The sequence below is a fragment of the Flavobacterium sp. LC2016-01 genome, assembly GCF_009711135.1.
Classification (GTDB): Bacteria; Bacteroidota; Bacteroidia; order Flavobacteriales; family Flavobacteriaceae; genus Flavobacterium.
The window spans coordinates 176,481-198,747 of record NZ_WMIC01000007.1 but is presented as its reverse complement, the minus strand read 5'-3'; the positions used below and the strand labels follow the sequence as shown (position 1 = coordinate 198,747).

General features: G+C 32.5%; 19 protein-coding genes. 16 read left to right on the top strand and 3 right to left on the bottom strand.

Translation table 11 applies throughout. The annotated features are described in order from the left end of the window. Nucleotides 1–122: 122 nt before the first annotated feature. The 6 genes from GKZ88_RS15810 (at nt 123) to GKZ88_RS15785 (ending at nt 10,669) form a co-directional block, all read left to right on the top strand. Complete coding sequence (locus GKZ88_RS15810) at nt 123–722, top strand: lipoprotein signal peptidase (protein ID WP_155103323.1); 600 nt, start codon at nt 123–125, stop codon at nt 720–722. A 141-nt stretch (nt 723–863) separates the two neighbouring features. Beyond that, nucleotides 864–4,022, top strand: a complete 3,159-nt coding sequence (locus tag GKZ88_RS15805) for a UvrD-helicase domain-containing protein (protein WP_155103322.1) — start codon at nt 864–866, stop codon at nt 4,020–4,022. An 80-nt stretch (nt 4,023–4,102) separates the two neighbouring features. Then, nucleotides 4,103–5,296 (top strand): glycine C-acetyltransferase, encoded by a 1,194-nt coding sequence (gene kbl / locus GKZ88_RS15800; protein WP_155103321.1) that lies wholly within the window; start codon nt 4,103–4,105, stop codon nt 5,294–5,296. Nucleotides 5,297–5,409: 113 nt separating this feature from the next. Further along, on the top strand, nt 5,410–6,873 hold the full coding sequence (locus GKZ88_RS15795; protein ID WP_155103320.1) for an OmpA family protein: 1,464 nt from the start codon (nt 5,410–5,412) through the stop codon (nt 6,871–6,873). Nucleotides 6,874–6,936: 63 nt separating this feature from the next. Beyond that, complete coding sequence (locus tag GKZ88_RS15790) at nt 6,937–9,702, top strand: PD-(D/E)XK nuclease family protein (RefSeq protein WP_155103319.1); 2,766 nt, start codon at nt 6,937–6,939, stop codon at nt 9,700–9,702. A 292-nt stretch (nt 9,703–9,994) separates the two neighbouring features. Continuing rightward, nucleotides 9,995–10,669, top strand: a complete 675-nt coding sequence (locus GKZ88_RS15785) for an ATP-binding cassette domain-containing protein (protein ID WP_155103318.1) — start codon at nt 9,995–9,997, stop codon at nt 10,667–10,669. A 670-nt stretch (nt 10,670–11,339) separates the two neighbouring features. On the opposite strand, the gene GKZ88_RS15780 is transcribed toward GKZ88_RS15785, so the two are convergent. From GKZ88_RS15780 to GKZ88_RS15770, 3 genes are all read right to left on the bottom strand, one after another. After that, nucleotides 11,340–12,116, bottom strand: a complete 777-nt coding sequence (locus GKZ88_RS15780) for an alpha/beta hydrolase (protein ID WP_155103317.1) — start codon at nt 12,114–12,116, stop codon at nt 11,340–11,342. A 169-nt stretch (nt 12,117–12,285) separates the two neighbouring features. Continuing rightward, nucleotides 12,286–13,200 carry an alpha/beta fold hydrolase gene (locus tag GKZ88_RS15775; RefSeq protein ID WP_155103316.1) on the bottom strand — a complete coding sequence of 305 codons (915 nt, stop codon included), beginning with the start codon at nt 13,198–13,200 and terminating at the stop codon, nt 12,286–12,288. Further along, on the bottom strand, nt 13,193–14,485 hold the full coding sequence (locus GKZ88_RS15770; protein ID WP_155103315.1) for an aminopeptidase P family protein: 1,293 nt from the start codon (nt 14,483–14,485) through the stop codon (nt 13,193–13,195). Before GKZ88_RS15770 ends, GKZ88_RS15775 begins: the two co-directional genes overlap by 8 nt. A gap of 281 nt (nt 14,486–14,766) precedes the next feature. On the opposite strand from GKZ88_RS15770, the gene GKZ88_RS15765 reads away from it, so the two are divergent. The 10 genes from GKZ88_RS15765 (at nt 14,767) to GKZ88_RS15720 (ending at nt 22,203) form a co-directional block, all read left to right on the top strand. Continuing rightward, nucleotides 14,767–15,939 carry a DUF5018 domain-containing protein gene (locus tag GKZ88_RS15765; protein WP_155103314.1) on the top strand — a complete coding sequence of 391 codons (1,173 nt, stop codon included), beginning with the start codon at nt 14,767–14,769 and terminating at the stop codon, nt 15,937–15,939. A 456-nt stretch (nt 15,940–16,395) separates the two neighbouring features. Next, nucleotides 16,396–16,947, top strand: coding sequence for a hypothetical protein (locus tag GKZ88_RS15760; RefSeq protein WP_155103313.1), 552 nt, complete (start codon nt 16,396–16,398; stop codon nt 16,945–16,947). Nucleotides 16,948–17,098: 151 nt separating this feature from the next. Continuing rightward, nucleotides 17,099–17,371 (top strand): hypothetical protein, encoded by a 273-nt coding sequence (locus tag GKZ88_RS15755; RefSeq protein ID WP_196216485.1) that lies wholly within the window; start codon nt 17,099–17,101, stop codon nt 17,369–17,371. A gap of 46 nt (nt 17,372–17,417) precedes the next feature. Further along, nucleotides 17,418–17,855, top strand: a complete 438-nt coding sequence (locus tag GKZ88_RS15750; protein ID WP_155103311.1) for a GNAT family N-acetyltransferase — start codon at nt 17,418–17,420, stop codon at nt 17,853–17,855. A 175-nt stretch (nt 17,856–18,030) separates the two neighbouring features. Continuing rightward, nucleotides 18,031–18,480 carry a GNAT family N-acetyltransferase gene (locus GKZ88_RS15745; protein ID WP_155103310.1) on the top strand — a complete coding sequence of 150 codons (450 nt, stop codon included), beginning with the start codon at nt 18,031–18,033 and terminating at the stop codon, nt 18,478–18,480. 15 nt (nt 18,481–18,495) lie between these two features. Then, a complete protein-coding gene (locus tag GKZ88_RS15740) occupies nt 18,496–19,236 on the top strand; it encodes a LytTR family DNA-binding domain-containing protein (protein ID WP_347343884.1) in 741 nt (246 codons plus the stop codon). Nucleotides 19,237–19,337: 101 nt separating this feature from the next. Beyond that, nucleotides 19,338–19,895, top strand: a complete 558-nt coding sequence (locus GKZ88_RS15735; protein WP_155103309.1) for a hypothetical protein — start codon at nt 19,338–19,340, stop codon at nt 19,893–19,895. Nucleotides 19,896–20,128: 233 nt separating this feature from the next. After that, complete coding sequence (locus tag GKZ88_RS15730; protein WP_155103308.1) at nt 20,129–20,500, top strand: hypothetical protein; 372 nt, start codon at nt 20,129–20,131, stop codon at nt 20,498–20,500. 316 nt (nt 20,501–20,816) lie between these two features. Then, nucleotides 20,817–21,386: a Crp/Fnr family transcriptional regulator gene (locus GKZ88_RS15725; RefSeq protein WP_068842082.1), complete on the top strand. Its 570-nt coding sequence runs from the start codon at nt 20,817–20,819 to the stop codon at nt 21,384–21,386. A 79-nt stretch (nt 21,387–21,465) separates the two neighbouring features. Continuing rightward, entirely contained in the window at nt 21,466–22,203 is a 738-nt protein-coding gene (locus tag GKZ88_RS15720) for an SDR family oxidoreductase (protein WP_155103307.1), read from the top strand. Nucleotides 22,204–22,267 lie beyond the last annotated feature (64 nt).

Genomic DNA, 22,267 nt, shown 5'->3' with positions numbered 1-22,267 from the left:
ATTTCCCGACACATACAAAAAGCGAATCAGTTTGATTTCGATTTATTACGAAACAATTAACGTTACTTAAAAAGTGCTTTTTTGATTTAATTAGTTATTTTTGCGCATCAAAATTTTACAAAATGTCATTACGAAAAGCGTATTTCCTTATATTTTTAGTTTTAATTGTAGATCAGCTGTCAAAAATTTATGTAAAAACAAACTTTATGCTTGGAGAGGAGTTTCCTGTTTTTAGTTGGTTTAATATTCATTTTATTGAAAATGAGGGAATGGCTTGGGGAACTAAGATTCCTGGAGAATATGGGAAATTAATTTTGACTGTTTTTAGAATCTTCGCAGTATTTGGAATAGGATATTGGCTTGCAGATGCTATTAAAAAACGTCATTCTACTTATTTGGTAGTGGCAATTGCTTTGATTTTTGCCGGTGCAGCCGGTAATATTATTGATTCTGTTTTTTACGGAGTTATTTTTGATGGCAGCGAGCATAACATTGCAACACTTTTTTCTCCTAATCCTTACGGAAGCTGGTTTCATGGTTTAGTAGTAGATATGTTTTATTTCCCTATCTGGGAAGGAAATCTGCCAACGTGGCTTCCAATTTTTGGAGGCAAACATTTTGCTTTTTTCAATGCGATTTTCAATGTTGCCGATATTGCAATTTCTACTGGTGTTGGTATTTTGTTGGTTTTTAATAAAAGAGCTTTCCCAAAACACGCATAGAGTATTTTAAAATTCAAAAAATAAATTCCAAATTCCAATATTTGAAAGCATTTATTGCACACAGATATTGGAATTTGGAATTTTTCATTATTGGGATTTAAATATTTATTGTGTTATTTTTACAATACAAAAAATCAAACTATGCAAAGTCCGTCTTTCTCCATTTATGATGCTTCTGCCGGCTCAGGAAAGACGTACACATTGGTTAAAGAATACCTGAAAATTATTCTTTCTTCACCTAAAAATGATGCATACCGAAATATTTTGGCAATAACCTTCACCAACAAAGCGGTTCATGAAATGAAAAGCCGTATTGTTGGGAGTCTTTCTGAATTTGCAAAAGAAGAACCTTCCGCGAAAGCAGTTGATTTAATGGAAGATCTGTCTCGAGATACGGGACTTTCGATTATTAAAATCAAGACTAAATCTCAAAATATTATAAAGCATTTAATTCATAATTACGCGGCTTTTGATATTTCGACAATTGATAAGTTTACTCATAAAGTAATCAGGGCTTTTGCGCACGATCTAAATCTTCCGATGACTTTTGAAGTTACCTTGGATACCGAAAATTTATTGATCGAGGCGGTCGATGCGATAATTGCACAGGCGGGCCAGGATGAGACTTTGACCAATTTGCTGATTGATTTTACGATGGAAAAAACCGACGATGATAAAAGTTGGGATGTTTCTCGTGAAATTTTAGAGACAGGAAGACTGGTTCTGAATGAAAATAATCGAAATGAGATTTTGCATTTTCATGATAAATCAATCGAAGAGTTTATTGAGATTAAGAAAAAAATGCTTGTGCTCTGCAAGGATTTGGAAACTGAAAATGAAGCGTGGGCATCTGAAATGCTTTCGTTGATCGATAAAAATGGAATCGATTTAAAATCATTTTCACGAGGCACTTTTCCAAATCATTTAGAAAGTATTCGTGATGGAAAATTCAATCCGAGAAATAAAACCTTCCATGAGTTTGATGATATTGCAATTAATAAAACAGCTAAAGACAGAGCTCTAATTGAAAATATTATTCCAGAACTGCTTCAGATTTTAGATAAGATTTATAAAAATTTTGAAAAAAGAGATTTTTATAAAGCCTTCTTGAAAAACATAACACCGCTTTCTTTATTGAATACGGTAAGTAATGAATTGGCAAAAATTCAGTCAGAACAAAACATTCTGTCTATTTCAGAATTTAATGCTATTATTCATAGAGAAATTCAAAATCAACCGGCGCCTTTTATATATGAGCGTTTAGGGGAGCGTTACCGACATTTTTTTATTGATGAATTTCAGGATACTTCTGAAATGCAATGGCAAAACCTTATTCCTTTAATCGATAATTCACTTTCAGGTTTAGATGATTTAGGGAATAAAGGAACTTTAATGATTGTGGGTGATCCAAAACAATCAATTTATCGTTGGCGCGGAGGAAAAGCGGAGCAGTTTATAGAGCTCAGCAAAGATGTGAATCCGTTTAATAATCCAGATAAGCAAATAAGGCATTTAAATACCAATTATAGAAGTTATAGCGAAGTTATTAATTTTAACAATTCTTTTTTTAAGCTAATTTCTTCGGAGTTTTCAAATGAAGATTATAAAGATTTATACGAAAATCATAGTTTTCAAAATGCAAATTCGAAAAAAGGCGGTTACGTAAATATTTCATTTCTTCCAATTGTTGAAAAAAATGATTTTGCTGATGAAGAGGATGTCGTCGAAAAATCAGATTTGTATGTTTTAGCTACTTTAAATACTATTTTGAAAGTTCTTAAAGATGGTTTTCATTATAAAGATATTGTAATTTTGACCCGAAAAAGAGGTCAGGGGATTGCAATTGCAAATTATTTAACAGAGCAAGGTATTCCGCTTTTGTCTTCAGAGACTTTGATGATACAAAATGCGACAGAAGTCAGACTGATTATTCATCTTCTGAAATATTTAAATAACAGCGCCGATTTAGAGTCCAAAGCTAATTTTCTTCATTTTTTGGCTGAAAACATAAATTCCCAAATGCCAATTCATGATTTTATTGCCGAAGGAATGTCAAGAAAAATAGAAACTGATTTTGAGAAATGGCTTTTGTCTTTTGATGTTTCATTGTCTTTTGAAGATGTTAGAAAAAAATCATTGTATGAAGCTGTAGAAATTATTATTGCCAAATTTATTCTTCCTTCTGAAGGTAATGCGTATGTACAGTTTTTCTTGGATATTGTTCTCGAAAGAGATGTAAGAAATCAAGCTGGTATAGCTGACTTTTTGAATTACTGGGATAAAAATGCAGATAAGTTCAGTATTCCGTCGCCAGAAGGAAATAATGCAGTCCGAGTAATGACGATTCATAAATCTAAAGGCTTGGAATTTCCGGTTGTAATTATGCCTTTTGCAGAAGAAGATTATAGTCGGAAACCAAAAGATAAATTGTGGTTAGACACAACGGATTCCGATTTAGATATTCCAAAAGCTTTAATTGATAACAGCAGTGCCGTTGAAGGTTTTGGCGAAAATGCTTCGGCAGTCTTTAATCTGAAAAAGCAAGAAGAACTTTTAGATAATATTAATGTTTTGTATGTGGCTTTAACCCGTGCAGAAGAACAATTGTATGTTATTTCTCAATCTTTAAAAGAGAGAAAAGACGGTGAGTTTCCGAGTAACATGGCTTCTTTTTTTATCAAATATTTGATTCATCTAGGGGTTTATGATTCAGAAAAATTAGAATATGAATTTGGAAACCGAGTTAAATTGTCTCGTTCAATTGAGGTCGTTGATTCTGTAAAAGAAATTCCGGTTGTCAAAGAAGTGCTGAATCCCAAAAGTATAAAAATAGCCCAAAAAGAAGCATTGATGTGGGGAACACATCAGCAGGAAGCAATTTCTTATGGGAATGTTGTTCATGAAATTTTGGCATTCGTCAAAGATAAATCAGATGTTGACCTGGCTGTTGTAAAAGCTATTGAAGATGGTTTGATTAAGTTTGATCAAGCTGAACAGGTTTTGAAAACACTTCGAGACATTGTGAATCATTCAGAAATCAGTATTTGTTTTGAAGGGAAAAACAGGATATTGAATGAGCAGACCATAGTTCAAAAAGAAGGAAAAATACTTAAACCAGATAGAATTGTCTTGACAGAAGATAAAAAAGCTTATTTGCTGGATTATAAAACAGGTGCTATAAATTCAAAATACAAACAGCAAATTCAAGAATATCAAGATGCGATTGAAGATTTAGGGTACAAAGTGTTAAAAAAGGCTTTGGTGTACATAGGAACCGAAATCGATGTAGTAAATTTGTGAAAAAATTAATCAGTTGTTAAAGAAAAATGGTCTTATTTTATATGTAAGCTGTTAATTTTTAACGTTTTAAACATAAGGAAATGTACGGTAAAATTAAAGAACACCTGCAAAACGAATTGCAGGCTATTGAAGAAAATGGAATTTTTAAAAAGGAGCGCATTATAACTTCAGCGCAAGGTGCTGAAATTAAAATTTCAACAGGAGAAACTGTTTTGAATTTTTGTGCAAACAACTATTTGGGGCTTTCATCGCATCCAGAAGTGGTTCAGGCGGCAAAAGATGCAATGGATACTCATGGTTTTGGAATGTCTTCTGTTCGTTTTATTTGCGGAACACAAGATATTCATAAGACTTTGGAAAAAAAGATTGCTGATTTTTATGGAACGGAAGATACCATATTATACGCTGCAGCTTTTGATGCTAATGGTGGTGTTTTTGAGCCTTTGCTAGGAGAAAACGATGCAATTATTTCAGATAGTTTAAATCATGCTTCTATTATAGATGGAGTTCGTTTGTGTAAAGCCGCTCGATACCGTTATGAAAACAGCAATATGGAAGATTTGGAACAGCAGTTAATTAAAGCAAATGAAGCTGGATCTCGTTTTAAATTAATTGTTACAGATGGTGTTTTCTCGATGGATGGTTTAGTTGCTCCACTGGATAAAATTTGTGATTTGGCTGATAAATATGACGCAATGGTGATGGTTGATGAATGTCATGCTGCAGGATTTATTGGCGCAACAGGAAAAGGAACTCTTGAAGCTAAAGGGGTAATGGGACGCGTTGATATTATAACGGGTACTTTAGGGAAAGCTTTGGGCGGCGCAATGGGAGGTTATACTACAGCAAAAAAAGAAATTATAGAAATACTGCGTCAGCGTTCACGACCTTATTTGTTCTCTAATTCATTAGCGCCTGCAATTGTTGGTGCTTCGATTAAGGTTTTTGAATTGTTAGAAAAAGATACTTCTTTAAGAGATAAATTAGAATGGAATACTAATTATTTTAAAGAAGGTATGAAAAAGGCTGGCTTTGATATTATTGATGGTGATTCTGCAATTGTGCCAGTTATGCTTTATGATGCAAAATTATCACAAATTATGGCGAATGAGTTATTAAAAGAAGGTATTTACGTAATCGGATTCTTTTTTCCTGTGGTTCCAAAAGATAAAGCAAGAATACGTGTGCAACTTTCTGCGGCTCATACTAAAGAACATTTGGATAAAGCGATCGAGGCCTTTACATTAACAGGAAAAATGTTAAAAGTTATATAATTACCACATTATGTAAATTTTTGTAGGTTTTTTTTAACATTTCATTTTGTATTTAAAAATTTTGGTGTTACTTTTGTCTGTAATTAACTAAATTGTAATTAAAAAAATTAAGTATGAAACATCTTAACAAACTTTTAGTTGCTGTGATGATGGTGATGGGTTTAAGTTCTCACGCACAAGACAGTAACAATCCATGGGCTATCTCATTTGGAGTTAATGCCGTTGATACCAGAACAAGTTCTGGTGCCGGAAGTGGTTTTTTTGATCAACACTTCTCGCAGCCATTCGCTGTTAAAGACAACTGGAACATTTTGCCTTCTTTATCTTACATTGGTGTGTCTAGATATGTAGGTAGTGGTTTCTCTGTAGGTTTACAAGGGTCTGTAAACAAAATCGATAAATTTGTAATTTTTAATAGTCCAACTGTAAAAGGTGACTCAAGAGGAAATGCTGTAGTGAATCCTGGTGATTTGATGTACTATGGAATTGATGCTACTATCAAATACAGCTTCCAAGAATTAATCAAATCTAAAGTGGTTGATCCTTCGTTATCTGTTGGTGGTGGTTATACTTTCTTCGGTGATAGTAGCTACGGAACTGTTAACCCAGGTGCTGGTGTTACTTTCTGGTTTACTGATGCTATTGGTCTTGAATTAGCTACAAAATACAAATGGGCTGTTAGTGGAGATAGAGTAGATGCTTCTGGAACTCCAGATGCTGTTTCTCACTTCCAACATACAGCTGGTCTTATTTTCAAATTCGGAGGTAAAGATACAGACGGAGACGGAATCTATGATAAAGATGATGCTTGTCCAGAAGTTGCTGGTTTAAAACAATTCAACGGATGTCCTGATACTGACGGTGACGGAATCGTTGATGCTTCTGATGCTTGTCCAGATGTATTTGGTTTAGCTGCATTAAACGGATGTCCTGATACAGACGGAGACGGAATTGCTGATAAAGATGATGCTTGTCCAGATGTTGCTGGTTTAGCTGCTTTAAAAGGTTGTCCTGATACTGACGGAGACGGAATCGCTGATAAAGATGATAAATGTCCTACAGTTGCTGGTCCAAAAGAAAACGGTGGTTGTCCTTTCTTAGACGCTGATAAAGATGGTGTTGCTGATAAAGATGACGATTGTCCTACAGTATTCGGTCCTGCTAGTAACAGAGGTTGTCCAGAAGTTACTTCTGAAGCTTTAGAAGATCTTAAAGTTCAAGCAAGAGCAGTTTACTTCAATTCAGGTAAAGCTACTTTCAAAACAGGAGACAAAGAAACTCCAGCTAGATTAGATGCAATTAAAGAAATCCTTAAAAACTATCCAAACGCGAAATTCTCTATTGAAGGACACACAGATAGTACAGGTTCTGCTAAAATCAACCAAAAACTTTCTGAAGATAGAGCAAAAGCTGTATTGGATGCTTTAGTTGAAAGAGGTGTTAATCCAGAAAACTTAGAGTCTAAAGGATTTGGATCTTCTCAACCAGTTGCAAGCAACAAAACTGCTGCAGGTAAAGCACAAAACAGAAGAACTGAAATCAGACACATTGGTTCTAAATACCAAGGTAAACTATAATTTACTTTGTAAATAATACTAAAAAGCCATTCTTAATTGAATGGCTTTTTTTATTTTTATAAAATGATAAATAATTCTTTTTTAGATAAAATTGCAGCGGTCATTATTCAGAATTATGGAACAAAGCTTGCTGATACAACCATTATCCTTCCTAATAAAAGAGCGAAAGTATTTTTAATAGAAGCGTTAAAAAGAGAAACTCAAAAAACAATTCTTTCTCCAGAGATAATTAGTATTGAAGACTTTGTGCAAGATGTTGCTTCAATTCGTTCAGCAGATTCAATTGAGCTTTTGTTTGAGTTTTACGAAGTTTATTTATCTGTCACTGAAAAACAGCATCAGCAGTCATTTGAATTATTTGCCAATTGGGGAAAAACACTTTTACAGGATTTTAATGAAATTGACAGATATCTTTTAGATCCGCTCCATGTTCTTTCTTATTTGAAAGATATTGAGGATATAAAAAGATGGGGTATTGAAGTAGAAAATAAAACGAAACTTTTAGAAAAGTATATTGATTTCTGGAAACTTCTGCCGTTATATTATGATGCATTATACAATCATTTGCTGAATAAAGGAATTGGCTACCAAGGCTTAATTTATCGCGAAGCTGTAAATAATCTAAATCATTTTTCGAATACCGTTTCAAGCCGATCTTTTATTTTTGCAGGTTTTAATGCTTTAAATGCTGCCGAAGAAAAAATAGTACAGCATTTACTGGCTTTGGATCAGGCTAAAATTTATTGGGATTCAGATCGGACTTTTTTAAACGACCCTTATCATGATGCAGGTCTGTTTGTGAGACGATTTAAAGAAAGTTGGAAGCATTATAAAACACATCCATTTGATTGGATTGTAGATGATTTTTCACAATCAAAAAACATTCAAGTTATTGGTTCGCCAAAAACAATTGGCCAGGCAAAAATAGCAGGAAGTATTATTGAAAGAATAATTGCCGAAAATCCTGTTGGATCTTTAGATAAAGTGGCTGTCGTTTTGGGTGAGGAAAACTTGCTTATCCCTGTTCTATACTCATTGCCTTCTTCTGTTGGTGCATTGAATATTACAATGGGATATTCTGGGAAAAACAATCCGTCCCAAATATTGATTGCCAAACTATTTAAAATGCATACAAATGCGCTTTCTCGAAAAGGTGAAAGTTATGTGTTTTATTATAAAGATGTGTTGGATATTTTAACACATCCGCTGGTTGCTCCTTATGCAAATGCAAGCCACTTGGTCAAAATTATCAAAGAGAATAATTATACATTTATTTCGCAAAGCAGAATTGTTGAATTAAATACGAATACTTCGCCTTTATTTGATTTGCTATTTAAGAAATGGGAAAATGATTCCTTAGCTGTTCTTGAAATTATTTCGTCACTTTTGCTTTTGATCAAAGAAAATTTTGATAAAAATAATGAGGAAGAGAAAATTGCAAAATCCTTCGTTTATGCAGTTTTTAAAGTAATAAATAAATTAATTAATTATTACACAAGTCATCATCATATTGACAATATCGATACACTTCACGCAATTTATAAACAGATTATTGATGTTGCTGAAGTTTCATTTGAAGGTGAGCCATTACGGGGACTTCAAATAATGGGGGTTTTGGAAAGCCGTGTTCTGGATTTTGACACTGTAATTATAACGTCAATGAATGAAGGGAAATTTCCGGCCGGAAAATCACAAAATTCATTTATTCCTTACGACGTAAAGCGTGAATTAGGCTTGCCGACTTTTAAAGAAAAAGACGCTATTTATACCTATCATTTTTATCATTTATTGCAGAGGGCAAAAAATATTTATCTTATTTATAATACCGAAAATGATGGACTGGACGCTGGCGAAAGAAGCAGGTTTATCACACAATTAGAAGTAGAAAAACAGCCAAAGCATAATCTAACTTTTGATATTTATAATCCAGTTTTGCCTGCTACTGCCAATAAGCCAATGGTAATTCCGAAATCGGAGGCGGTTATGGAGCGTTTAAAAGAAATTGCTCTTGCAGGCTTTTCGCCTTCGGCACTGACAAGTTATATTCGGAACCCGATTGATTTTTATTTTCAAAAAATCCTTCGAATCAGAGAAGTAGAAGAAGTCGAGGAAAATATTGCATTAAATACTTTAGGAACAATTATTCATGAAACTTTAAAAGGACTTTATGATCCTTTTATTGGCAGATTTATCTCAGAAGAAGATATTTCGAATTGTTTTAAACTTCTTGATGATGAAGTTTTAAAACAATTTAAGGTGGTTTACAAGGAAGGTGAAATTAAAAAAGGCCGAAATCTTTTGGCTTTTGAAGTTGCAAAACGAAATGTTTTTAATTTTCTTAAAATGGAATTAGAAGCAATTAAGAATGGTGACGCTATTAAAATCATCGCTTTAGAGCAAACATACCAACGCGAGTTGCTGCATGCGGATTTGCCATTTCCTGTTCTTATAAAAGGAAATGTTGACCGTATTGAACAGCGAAACGGAAAAATAAGAATTATTGATTATAAGACCGGAAAAGTTGAAAAAGCAAATGTGGTACTAAAAACTTGGAACGGATTAACCAGAGAGCTTAAAAACGATAAAATAATTCAGGTTCTGGCTTATGCGTTTATGTTTGAAAAAGAAGCAGGAAGTTTGCCTATTGAAGTTGGAATTATTTCTTTTAAGAATTTAAAATCCGGATTTCTTCCTTTTACATTTAAAGAAGAAAAAGAGTTAGATATGGTGGTTTCTAAAGAAATTTTGGAATCGTATCTGCAGGAAGTTGTTTTGCTTTTAAATGAAATTTTTGATACCGCAATTCCTTTTGAAGAAAAAATAAATTAACAATGAGGAAGTTCTTGAACATATTCGAGTTTTATAAAACCACATTGCCTTTTAATCTGCTGCTTTGTGCGATTGCTGTTTTTTTAGGCGGTTTTGATTATTTCTTTATTTTTTTTCTCAGTTTTGGTTTTTTGGCCAGTATTAGTTACAAGGAATTTTACCGTAAAAATGATTATTTGTTTTATATAAACAATGGAGTTTCTAAAATACAGCTTCTGGTTTTTAGTTATTTAATGACATTTTGCACGGCAGTTTTGTTTGGTTTCATAATCTTTTTAAAGAATAAATTATTTTGAAAAAACATACTTTAGAAATCAGCGGTATTCAAAAAAGATTTGGTGAAAAGACCATTCTTTCGGATGTTTTTTTGAAATGTGAAACATCAGAAATTATTGGATTGTTAGGGCGGAATGGCTCTGGCAAATCGACTTTGTTGAAAATCGTTGCAGGACTCGAATCAGTTTCGGATCGAAGTGTTCGGATAAATTCAGTTTCTTTAAATACTAAAAATGTATTGTTGAACGAAGTCAGTTATTTAGATCAAGATCGGTTTATCCCAAATCATTTGTCTGTAAAAAAGGCGATTTCCTTGTCAATCGATAAATCAGAAAGAGCTGGTTTTTGCGATGATGCGTTTATTAAAAATCTTATAAAGAAAAAGATCAAACATTTATCAAGCGGCGAATTGCGTTATCTTGAAATAAAAATGGTGCTCAGTAATCCTTCTTTATTTGTTTTACTTGATGAACCTTACAATGGGCTTTCTCCTCTGATGATTGAAATTATTAACGAAATGCTCAAAGCAAGCTTAAACAAAAAAGGGATTATTATTACGGACCACAACTATCATAATGTAATAAAAATCGCAAATAGACTGGTTATGATAAAAGATGGAAAGACACATCAAATAAAAGAAAAAAACGAACTTATCGAAAAGGGTTATCTTACAAGTTCGGTTTTTTTATAATGATGTTTAGCTGAATATTTTTTAACAAACCCTTTCTTTTCAGGCTATTGCACAGTAGGGTTGTTTGTTTTTCCGTTTTCAAAACGAAATCTTCTAAACTTCATCAATATTGCATTTAAGACAAAACGTACTTTTTCTACAGTCTATATTTCTGCAATTTTTTTGGAAAAGCAATGAAAAAACCTTCCTTAACGTAGTTTTCCAGCAAATGTTATATTTAGAAATGAATTTTATGGAACAAAATGTTAGGTTTTTAAATGAATCTCTTTTTTCTGTTGTTTTTTATTGCGCATTTTCTTTTTATAAAAGCCAATAAGTATACTATAAATAAAAGTGATTCAAATGGTTACAGGGTGTCTTTTTTTTAACAAGTGTTTATCGAACAATTATGTTAATTGAAATATCTTTGACGCTACTTATAGAGAGATGTAGATATTCATACGATCTAAACAAAGTTGAGAAGAAGAGAACAGAATCTCTAACGTGTCTGAGGATGTGGATGATGGAAATATTAAACAAGCAAATTTTTAAATTAAGAAGAGTGATATTGTCTGGATTTTAAAAAGACATTATTGCCAAATTATAATTTTTTGCCCCCACAAAAGGAAGAAAAGGCTGTTTTCGATGTTTATTCGAAATGGCCTTTTCTGATTTAAAAAATCTTTATTTCTTAATTGAAAAAATCGGCTAAAACTGTTTTTAGCTCTTCTTTGTTTTCAATGTGGCTCATGTGTCCATCTTCAAAAGAAACCAATTCTACGGTTGTATCTTCAATTTGATATAGACTGTCTTCATAATTTAAAACGGGGTCTTTTTTTCCAAGTATCAATAAAACCGGAAAGCGATTTTCTTGTAAAAGCCATTCTCTGTCTTTTCGTATTTTCATGCCTTCCAGCGATGCGATAATTCCCTGTAAAGGTGTTTTTAAAGCTTGTTCTTTTACCTTTTCAATTTTTTCTGCTAAACGAATTCTGTTGTTTTCACTGAATAAATTTGCAATAGCCAAACTTACAAAGCCAACATAATTTTGTTTTACGGCTTTTATGGCGCGGGTTCGGTTTAATTTTTTCTCGGCGCTGTCTTCTTTTGAAGTTGAATTCAATAAAACTAATTTTTGAATTTTCTTTGGATATAATTCGGCGAAAGCCAAAGCAACATAACCACCCATAGAATGTCCTAAAACAGTCGCTTTTTCAATTTTTAAATGTTCCAAAATTTCGTTTACAGCATTGGCATTTTCTTCCATTTCGTGAACGTATCCCAAAGAATCAGATTCACCGTGACCTAATAAATCGATTGTAATTACACGGTATTTTTCTGCGAAAAAGTCAACATACTCTTTCCACATTTTTTTGTTTTCCAAAAAGCCGTGAAGCAATACAATTGCATTTCCTTTTCCTGAATCTGTAAATGATATTTTGGTGTTTTTATATAAAATCGTTTTCAAAATGAACTTTTTTTGTCGTGAAGTACAAAGTTAAGAAAGCTACAGTAAAATACAGAGATGTCTTAATTTAATTGGGAAATCTTTAAAACAGCAATAAATTTATTTATGACAAGTTGCTGTTTGTGAATTAATAAAAAATGGCTTTCAATTTAGAAAGCCATTTTTGTATTTATGATTTTAAAAAAGAATTTATATCGCCAAAATACTTTTCCCGAGCATCCAGCCATCCATAATGTTTAGAATGATCCAGAAGAATTAATTTCGAATTTGGAAAGGTTTTTTGTGCCAATTCTCCAATTTCATTACTGATAATATCTTCTTTTCCTTGAATAATTAAAACAGGATTTTTAAAGCTTTTCAATTTGGCTTTGCAGTCAAAATTCATTTGTTGCATATCCGACCATAATAAACCGTTTATTGTCGAATTCCCCTGAGTCAGCCTTTCAGCAATAATTGGAACATATTTTTGATCGTAAACATAAGCCGGAGCCATTGCACGTCCGCGCGCTAAGCGAGCAACATGTGACGTATCGCCTTTTTCGATTTTATCATTCCAGTAATCCATCGAATCTTTTTCGACTTTGCTTAAATTACGTTCAATCAAATTCGGGCTTTTCAATAAAGTCAAATCAACACCTCCAGAAGATGATAAAACCAATTTATTGATACTGTTTGGGTAAACTGTTGCGTAGTACGAACCAAGCATGCCACCAAAAGAATGCCCAAGAATATTCCATTTTTTGATTTTAAGATGTTTTCGCAATGATTCAATATCATCGGCCATTATCTTCATCGAAATAGTCTTAGCGTCTAATTTTGAAAGTTTCGATTTTCCAGTTCCTCTTTGGTCGTAAATAATCGTTTGTTGTGTTTCGGCTAAAACTTTCGCCATGTCTTCAAAACCATTACTGTTCATTCCCGGACCGCCATTTATAATTAAAAGTGGTTCACCTTTTCCGAATGTTTTGTAATAGGTTTTGCTTCCATCAGTATTCACGGCATAACCTGTGGTTTGGGCAAAAGTAATTCCTGCAACCAATAAAAAAGCAAATAGAAAAATCTTTTTCATCATGAAATTATTCATTCATCAAAGTTTCGATTTCATCTACTTCAACAGGAATGTTGCGCATCAAGTTAAAAGGAGCTCCTTTTTCCTGAACGACAACATTATCTTCCAAACGAATTCCGAATTTCTCATTCGGAATATAAATTCCTGGTTCAACTGTAAACACCATATTTGCTTTCATTGGTTCGTGAAGCAATCCGTAATCGTGTGTGTCAAGTCCCATGTGGTGCGAAGTCCCGTGCATGAAATATTTTTTGTAAGCTGGCCATTCTGGATTTTCGTTCTGAACATCTGCTTTGTCTAATAAACCTAAACCAAGTAATTCTGAAGTCATGATTTTACCCACTTCAATATGATATTGTTTCCAAAGCGTTCCTGGAGTCAACATGGTTGTAGCTTCATTTTTAACCTTCAAAACTGCATTGTAAACTGCTTTTTGACGCTCTGAAAAACGTCCTGAAACTGGAATTGTTCTTGTCATGTCGCTAGAATAATTTGCATATTCAGCTGCAACATCTAGTAAAATCAAATCCCCTTCTTTACATTGCTGATTGTTTTCGATATAATGCAAAACATTCGCATTATTTCCAGAAGCAATAATTGGCGTATATGCAAAACCTTTAGAACGGTTACGGATGAATTCGTGAGCTAATTCTGCTTCAATTTCATATTCGGTAACATTTGGTTTTACAAATGATAATAATCTGCGGAAACCTTTCTCCGTAATATCACAAGCATGCTGAATCAAATCGATTTCTTCGCTTTCTTTTACAGAACGAATGCGCTGTAAAATTGGGTTGCTTTTTGCAACATTGTGCGCTGGGTAACGTTCTTTCCACCATTTTACAAAACGAGCTTCGCGGGTTTCAGTTTCAACTGTTGCGCGGTAATGTTCGTTAGTATTGATGTACATCGTATCAGCATACGTCATCATTTCGTTCAAAACTTTATGAAAATCCTGCAGCCAATAAACTGTTCTAATTCCCGAAACCTGAAAAGCACGTTCCTTGCTTAGTTTTTCACCTTCCCAAACTGCGATGTGATCGTTAGTTTCTTTCAAGAAAAGAATCTCTCTTTGGCTTTCATAAGGCGCATCTGGAAACAAAAGCAAAACACTTTCTTCCTGATCTACACCACTCAGATAAAAAATGTCTCTATGTTGTGCAAACGGCAAAGTACTGTCGGCACTAATTGGGTAAATGTCATTTGAGTTGAAAACGGCAACCGAATTAGGTTTCATTTCTGCCGTGAATTTTCTGCGGTTTTTTACAAAAAGAGCGCTGTTTATTTGATGATATTTCATAATAACTTAGTTTTTGAACTTCGAATTTCAAAATTACGTTTTTTCAACAAATTGCGTGAAATTGATTTCTTAAAGTTTTATTATTTGTTTTGGTTCTAGTTATTAGTCACAGATTAATGTGATTAATTTTTTTAAAACAATAGCTGACCTCGGCAATTGTCATGCAATTATTTCTATTAAAGTAAAAATTAATGGGTGAATTTTATAGAGAAATGTGGTTTCCCGTAAAAAAAGCATTTTATAAAAAGTAATATTTGCAAAATATAAGACAACCTCAAATTATGAAAACAAAAATCTACCAATTTACCGTATTATTTTTTTCTCTTTTAATGTTCTCGTGCGTTTCTGAAGAGAAACTAAGTGCAGAAAATACAATTCAATCTTTTAGTATTACCAAAGAAGGCACCAAGAAAGAATTTACTATTGCTGAAAGCTCCATTACCGGCAAAGTTGAAAGTACTTTTGAGTTAACTGATATAAGTGTCGCAATTTTAATTCCGAAAGGAGCAAAAATAAGCCCAGATCCAACAACAATTAAAATGATTAACGGGCCATTGGCTTTTGTGGTTACAGCCGAAAATGGTGATATTAAAAATTATGCTGTAGATATATCGAGAGAACCAAGTACAGATAATTTTATTTTAGAATTAAATGTTAAGACTCCTAATATATCAATAAGTGGTGATATTAATAAAGAAACAGGATTGGTAACAAAGAGAATACCTGAAAGTAACGATCTTAAAAATTTAAATGTAGAAGTAAAATTTTCAAAGCATGCTACTATAACACCTGATCCTAAAACCATAAAAGATTATTCTTCGCCAGTAAATTTTACAGTTAAATCTGAATCTGGAGTAGAGAAAGTTTATCAGGTAAAGTTGCAGTATATGGATGTTGTTAAATCAAGATCATGTTCTGAAGCAAATTCATGGAAATGGTTTGGCGGTGATAATAGAACTAACGCTCCGGATATAGTAGCTTACGACAGAAATGTAGGAACCGGACAAGTAGTAATAGTCGATAAAAATTTAGTTCTTTCTACTTTTAGTATTCATCTTCGTGAAGGATTTGCATATGACCAGGACAAACAAAAATACAATAAGCCAGTAACGGTGAAATTAATTATTAAAGATGCAAATCTTACTGTTTTAGCTACTACCACTACAGAGGTTTCAGCAAATTTCAGCGGAGGTTTTATTCCGTTTGATTTGCAAAAACTTAATCTTTATTTGGAAGCTAATAAAACCTATAGTTTTTATTGGTATTTAGTTGATGGCGAAAAGTTGGGCATTATGGCAAGTAGTTCAGCTAACGATAAGACGGGAAGCGGATTCTGTTTTAATAGCGGTTATTCAGGAGAATCCAGAATTAGCAAAAAAAATAATCTTGATGATGCAAGTGTTTGGATTAAACATGAATGGCATTTTAATATTGAATTAGAAGGTAAAGAATAATTATAAAAATCAACATAAAAAACCGGAGCATCTAATGCTTCGGTTTTTTTGTAAAGAGCAAGAGAATCTGTCATTTTTAGGTTTTGGGTTCTCTTTTTAGGTTCTATCATGAAGTGTTTAGGTTGTTTCATAAAATTTTAATGAGAGAACCTAAACACTTCATGAAAAAAACTAAACGGATTAAAAATTATTTGGGCGTGTTCGCCGTGGCGAATCGAGCTTTCGGCTATATCTTTTATTCCGCCCCGATAGCTATCGGGACAAATAAAAGGATACTGCCTCAATCCCTCACGCGAAAATCGGTTTCATAAGAACTTTATTGTTTATATAAAAAACAAGTTTTTTCAATTGTAGGAATTTGTATATTGTCCATCACATTTAAGATCTGTGTCTGAAATGATAAACACTAAGAATAATTTTAAGATATCTTCATAAATAAATCATACAAAGAATTACATGGCAACAATTTTTGAAAAATTAAAACTGAAAGAGCAATTTGATTACGTGTTCGAAATGGATAAAGATGTTTTTTTTGAATCTTTTAGGGAAATGGTAGATAAGGGTTCTTCCAGTGATCTTTTTTCGAGACAGTTTGACAAATTTATTGACGGTGATAATGATTATATTGGATCTGTTTATAAAGATAATTTCAGAATAAGAAAGCGTTATGAGTTTCTTAATAACAACAGTTCAATCGCGATTGGAAAGATTAATATCGAAGATAATGTCGTTTCAGTAAGTACAAAAGTTACCGCTTTTAACGATGGTAATGTTTTTGGACCAATAGTATTGGTGGTATTGTATGTTGGGTTTTTGATTGCGTGGCATTCTCATTTTGCAGATTCATTTTTGACTTTCTTTAGAAATGTTACAATTGTTTTTGTTCTAATGATTGCAATTGTGTTTCATTTCATGAAAAAAGCGGTGGTGAGTTTGAGAAGCGATCTCGAAGCAGATTTCGATTTTATTCAGATAAAAAATAAAAAGAAGGCTGATAAAGTTCATTGATAAATGCAAAGTTTTGTAATTTCTTCTTGCATTTAAATGTTAAATTTGATTTCATAGAATCAGGACGAAATGGAGCGCTAAACGAAATATCATGATGTTAAAGACACTTATTAAGAAAAGACATTTGGTAAATATTAGAATAATATTTCTTGTGTTTACCATTGTAGTGCTTTTGCTTTTCATCAATAATCAGTATGAAAATTCATATTCTCAATTTATATTATATAAGGCCAATCGCTATGGAGAGTTTAAACCATTGATTAATTATAAAGATTATGATAAAGTAAGATTGGAGAAACTATTTACGGAATATGGCGTCGAGTACAAAAAAGAAAAAGGTTTTTTTTTAATCAAAAATAAAGATTTAAACTTTAATGATTTAATGTATACGATATCAGATCAGTATTTTCGTGAGGAAAAATAAGTCCGATAACGCAAATTTGCAATTCATGCACGCATAGATAAGTTTTATGAACTCAAACGTCAGAATTAGAAAAGTCCAAAAACCAGACTTAGACTTCGTCTACAAATCAATCTGCGAACTCGAAAATGAAGTTTTAGATTTCGAAGTTTTCAAAGCAATTTTCAATGAAAATATTTCAAACCCAAAAAATCTTTATCTCATTGCCGAAAACGAAAAGGAAGGTGTAGGTTTTATTAGTTTTCATACCCAAAATCTATTGCATCACTGCGGATTGGTTGGTGAAATTCAGGAGTTTTTTATTCATGAAAACTACCGTGGTCAGGGCGTTGGAAGGTTATTAATAAATGAGATTTTAAGTTTTGGTCATCAGAATAATTTAAAAAGTATTGAAGTAACCACAAATAAAAAGCGAGTAGAGAATGTAGCGATTTATGAGAATCTTGGTTTTACGTTGAGTCATAATAAGTTTACGATTTATTATTAATCATCAAGTATGTCCGCATGATTTGTCATTTCGACGAAGGAGAAATCTTCGCGAGAAGCTCGACAAAGATTGGATTATTGTTGCAGAGTTACTTGCGAAGATTTCTCCTTCGTCGAAATGACAAGATTCTTAAGAAACCTTGTTGGTTTAATTTTAAATATATTTTTTCAAACCAATGATAATTCAAAAAGCCAATATAACCGACAACGAAATCCTAACAACAATAACCAAAAAGTCAAAAGCCTATTGGGGATATTCGGCAGAACAAATTCAAAAATGGGATAAAAACTTAACCATCTCGCAAGATTATATCAGAGAAAATACCGTTTTTAAATTGGTCGATAATGATTTGATTATAGGCTATTATTCGTATATTTTTGAAAATGAAAAAGAGGTAAAGCTTGATAATTTATTTATCTTGCCAGAACATATCGGCAAAGGATTTGGAAAGCATTTGCTTCTCGATTTCTTAAGCCGAATGAAAGAAGAAAAAACAGAAAGAATAATTCTCGACTCAGAACCAAATGCGGAGGAGTTTTACGCCAAAATGGGATTTGTAAAAATTGGAGAATTTGAAACTTCCATAAAAAACCGTTTCATGCCCATTATGGAAATGAAACTTTAAAATCGAACTAAAAAAGTGAAACAGCTCAATATTTCCATAAAACAAAATCTAATTATTGGTTTGCTGATTGGTTTATGGCTTTTCATTTTTGCTTTCATTATAAAACCTTTTGACGACGGAACAATAAGTTTTAGAGCGTGGTTTTTAATTAGTTCAGGCTTTAGTGTAGTGGCTTTTTTGTGTTACGTTGTTTTGACTTTCATTCAAAAAACCGTTTACTTAAGAATATCAAAATGGAATCTTGTTTTAGAAATTGGAAGTATTGTCTTTTTTTATTTTATCTATTTAATTGGGATTTACACTTATTATAAAAGTCCAATTTTGAATGGCGGATATGATTTTTCAGAATTCTTTTCGGTAATATTTATAAAGGTTGCTTTGATTTTGACTCCCGTAATTATTCTGGCAAGAAGATATTTGATAAAATTAATTCCCATAAAAGAGGATGTTTTACTCTTTAAGGGAGAAAATAAATTAGATGTTCTAAAAATCAAAAAAGCGGATTTAGTCTGTATTTCGAATGCACAAAATTATGTTGAGATTTTTTATCTTGAAAATGATAAACTTCGGTCGAAACTTATTCGATCTTCTCTCAAAAAAGTGCAGGACGATTTCGATTTTTTGGTTCAAATTCATCGTTCGCATTTAATAAATCCAATACATTTTAAATCCTGGAGAAATGCAAATACTATTATTTTGACTCAAATTGAACTTCCAGTTTCTAAAAATTATAAAGAGACTTTATTAGCATTATAATTTCGTACCTAAAACCATATATTTCGTACCTAAGCCAGTAAAATAGGCATTTAAGCTGGTTTTTCATTTTAGTTTTGCTTCATCAATTTTAAAAATAAATTATGAAAACAAAACAGCTTTGCCTTCTCGGATTATTATTTTTCCTGATCAGTTATTTATTCTTTGCTAAAGTTTTTCCCAATTTTCAAAAACCAATAGATTTCGCGCATTGGTTTAATTTAATCGGTGCTTGTTTTTTATTGTCATTTAACGACGTATTTCCAAAAAACACTTGGAGTTTTGTCGCTTCAATTGCAACAGCTTTGGGTGTTATTGCTCACATTGGCCTCTGCACAATTGACTTTGTAATGTCAAGTTTTGGAACCGATGAAATTGCAAAAGAGGCATTAAGCATTCAGATTGGTAAAACGCCAGCGATTTTTTATCCTTTTATAGTTGTTGGTCCTTCTTTGCTTTTTATTGGGTTGAGCTTGCATGCTTTGCGTTTTATTAAAACGAATTTTGTAATTGTTTTAATGATTATTCTGAGTTCAGCATCCATCGGGTTTTCGTTTTTTATTTTGAAAGATGGAATTTATATGCTTTTAAGCTGTGCTGTTTTTGTTTTTGGTTTGGGGTATTTGCTACATAAAAAAGGGATTGAAAAGCCATTGACTTGATAAAGAATCTTTTGACAAAGGTTTTTGCGCAATCTTGTCATTCTGAGGAACGAAGAATCACACAAGAAATTCCACATGCTAGATCGCCAATCTTTGTCGAGCTCCTAATGTGATTCTTCGTTCCTCAGAATGACAAACTGTGTGTGATAAAAAAACCGAAGCAATTTGCTTCGGTTTTCTATTTGGAATTTGTATTTTCGTTTAAATAATCTGACACTCAAAAATAAAATCAATTGAATAAATATCTAAAATACTTCATTTCACTCTTTCTGGTTTTTGCCATGATTGCAAATGATGGTATTTTGGATTCTCAATCAAAATCAGCAGAATATTATCAGGTTTCGCAAGTTGCTTTTGGTAGAAAATTAGATTTTAAGAACGCTCGTTTATACCTCTTCAATCAATTGAAATCGGGAATTAAAACTCCGTTTTTAATTCCGGTTACTTATATTCAGTTAAAAGCCGTTTTTAGTTTTCAAATTCATGTTGTATTAAAATGGCAAACACTTCTTCATCAACAAATTAATTCATTTGTAAACCAAGCTGTTTTTGCAAATGAAATAATTACTTCAAATAATTCATATAAAAGTTTATACACTGCTTAAGGAATTTTATTTCTAAGCTTTATGTCTTTTTTAGGCATAAGATGATACAATAATGTCTAATCATTTATCATTTTCAAAATGTATAAACAAAATAATAATCGTTTAGAAAAGTCTAATCGACCACTTCTTCATTGGATAAAAAGAAAATTTATAATCATAATTACTGCCTTTATGTTGGGAATGGCAAACGGAATGAATGCCGAAGATCGGTCAATTAATGGAAGTTTTGTGCAAACAGAACAACAGGATAAGAAGGATTGATTTTTTTTTGCCAAATGACAAATCGAGTAAAAATAACTTTAAGTAACTTGCAGTTATGAAAGAGTTTATAGATTATATCTTGCAGTATGGCGATTTGAACCAACAGCAAATTGACTTAATTGCCAAAAAAGCGGTTGTGCTGGAACTTCCAAAAGATGAATATTTTTCGGAAGCGGGAAAAATTGCGCAACAAGTTGGTTTTGTATTGGATGGTATTGTTCGAGTTTGTTATTACAACAACAAAGGCGATGAAATTACCAAATATTTTATTGATGAAAACAATATGGTAGTTGATTTGGAAAGCTTCAATAATGACATTTGTTCCCATTGTTATGTACAGGCGGTGACTGATTGTAAACTTATCGTTTTTTCTAAAAAAGACTGGAAGGAACTTTTGGATATCATTATTCCGTGGAATACTATTGTAAATAAAATTATTTCAAGAGCCTTAATACAGAAAGTCGAAAGAAGAAGTCCTTTGGTTACAGAAGATGCTGCGACACGCTATTTGATGTTTTTGAAAATTTATCCCAATGCTATTAATCGTATTCCGCTTTCTTATGTTGCTTCCTATTTGGGTATGACACAATCTTCGTTGAGCAGAATTAGAAAAAACATCCGATGAAAATTGCTTTTTGCCAAATGGCAAATGATTTCATTTCTAAACCAATCACCTTTGTATGGTTAATTTTAAATAGTAAAAAATGAAGTCAGTATTGATAACAGGAGCCAACAGAAGTATTGGTTTGGAAATAGTAAAACAGCTTTCGAAAAAAGGATTATTTGTCTATTTAGGAAGTCGCGACCTAGAAAAAGGTAAGGCTGTGGTAAAAGAATTAAAGGAAAATGGTTTTGAGAATATTCAGGCTATCGAAATTGATGTTACAAATTCCGATTCGATTTTAGCAGCAAAGAATATTGTTGAAATCGAGCAGGGGAAATTGGATATTTTAATTAACAATGCCGGGATTAGTGGAGTGTTTCCTCAAAAGACTTCAGATGCATCAATAAAAGATATTCAAAATGTTTTTGATACCAATTTCTTTGGTGTAATTAGTGTTACACAGGTGTTTTTAGAATTGCTTAAAAAGTCGGAAAGTCCAAGAATCAGCAATATTACTTCTGGCCTTGGATCTTTAACGTTGCACAGTGATCCAAGCTGGAAATATTACGATTACAAGGCGACTAGTTATGTAACTTCGAAAGCTGCCTTAAATACTTACACAATTATATTGGCTTACGAGTTGAAAGATTTACCATTTAAGGTAAATGTAATTGATCCGGGTTATACTGCAACTGATTTTAATCATCATAATGGTCCTGGAACCGTTGAAAGTGCTGCGTCTTTTATCATTAAACACACTTTAACAGATGACAATGCGCCTACAGGAAAATTTTTCAGTAATGATATTGAAGATGAAACGGAAGAAAGTCCTTGGTAAGAAGTAATTTTGGATAAAGCCGATTTTCAAATTGATTTATGGCAATAAAATGCAAAACCCGAAA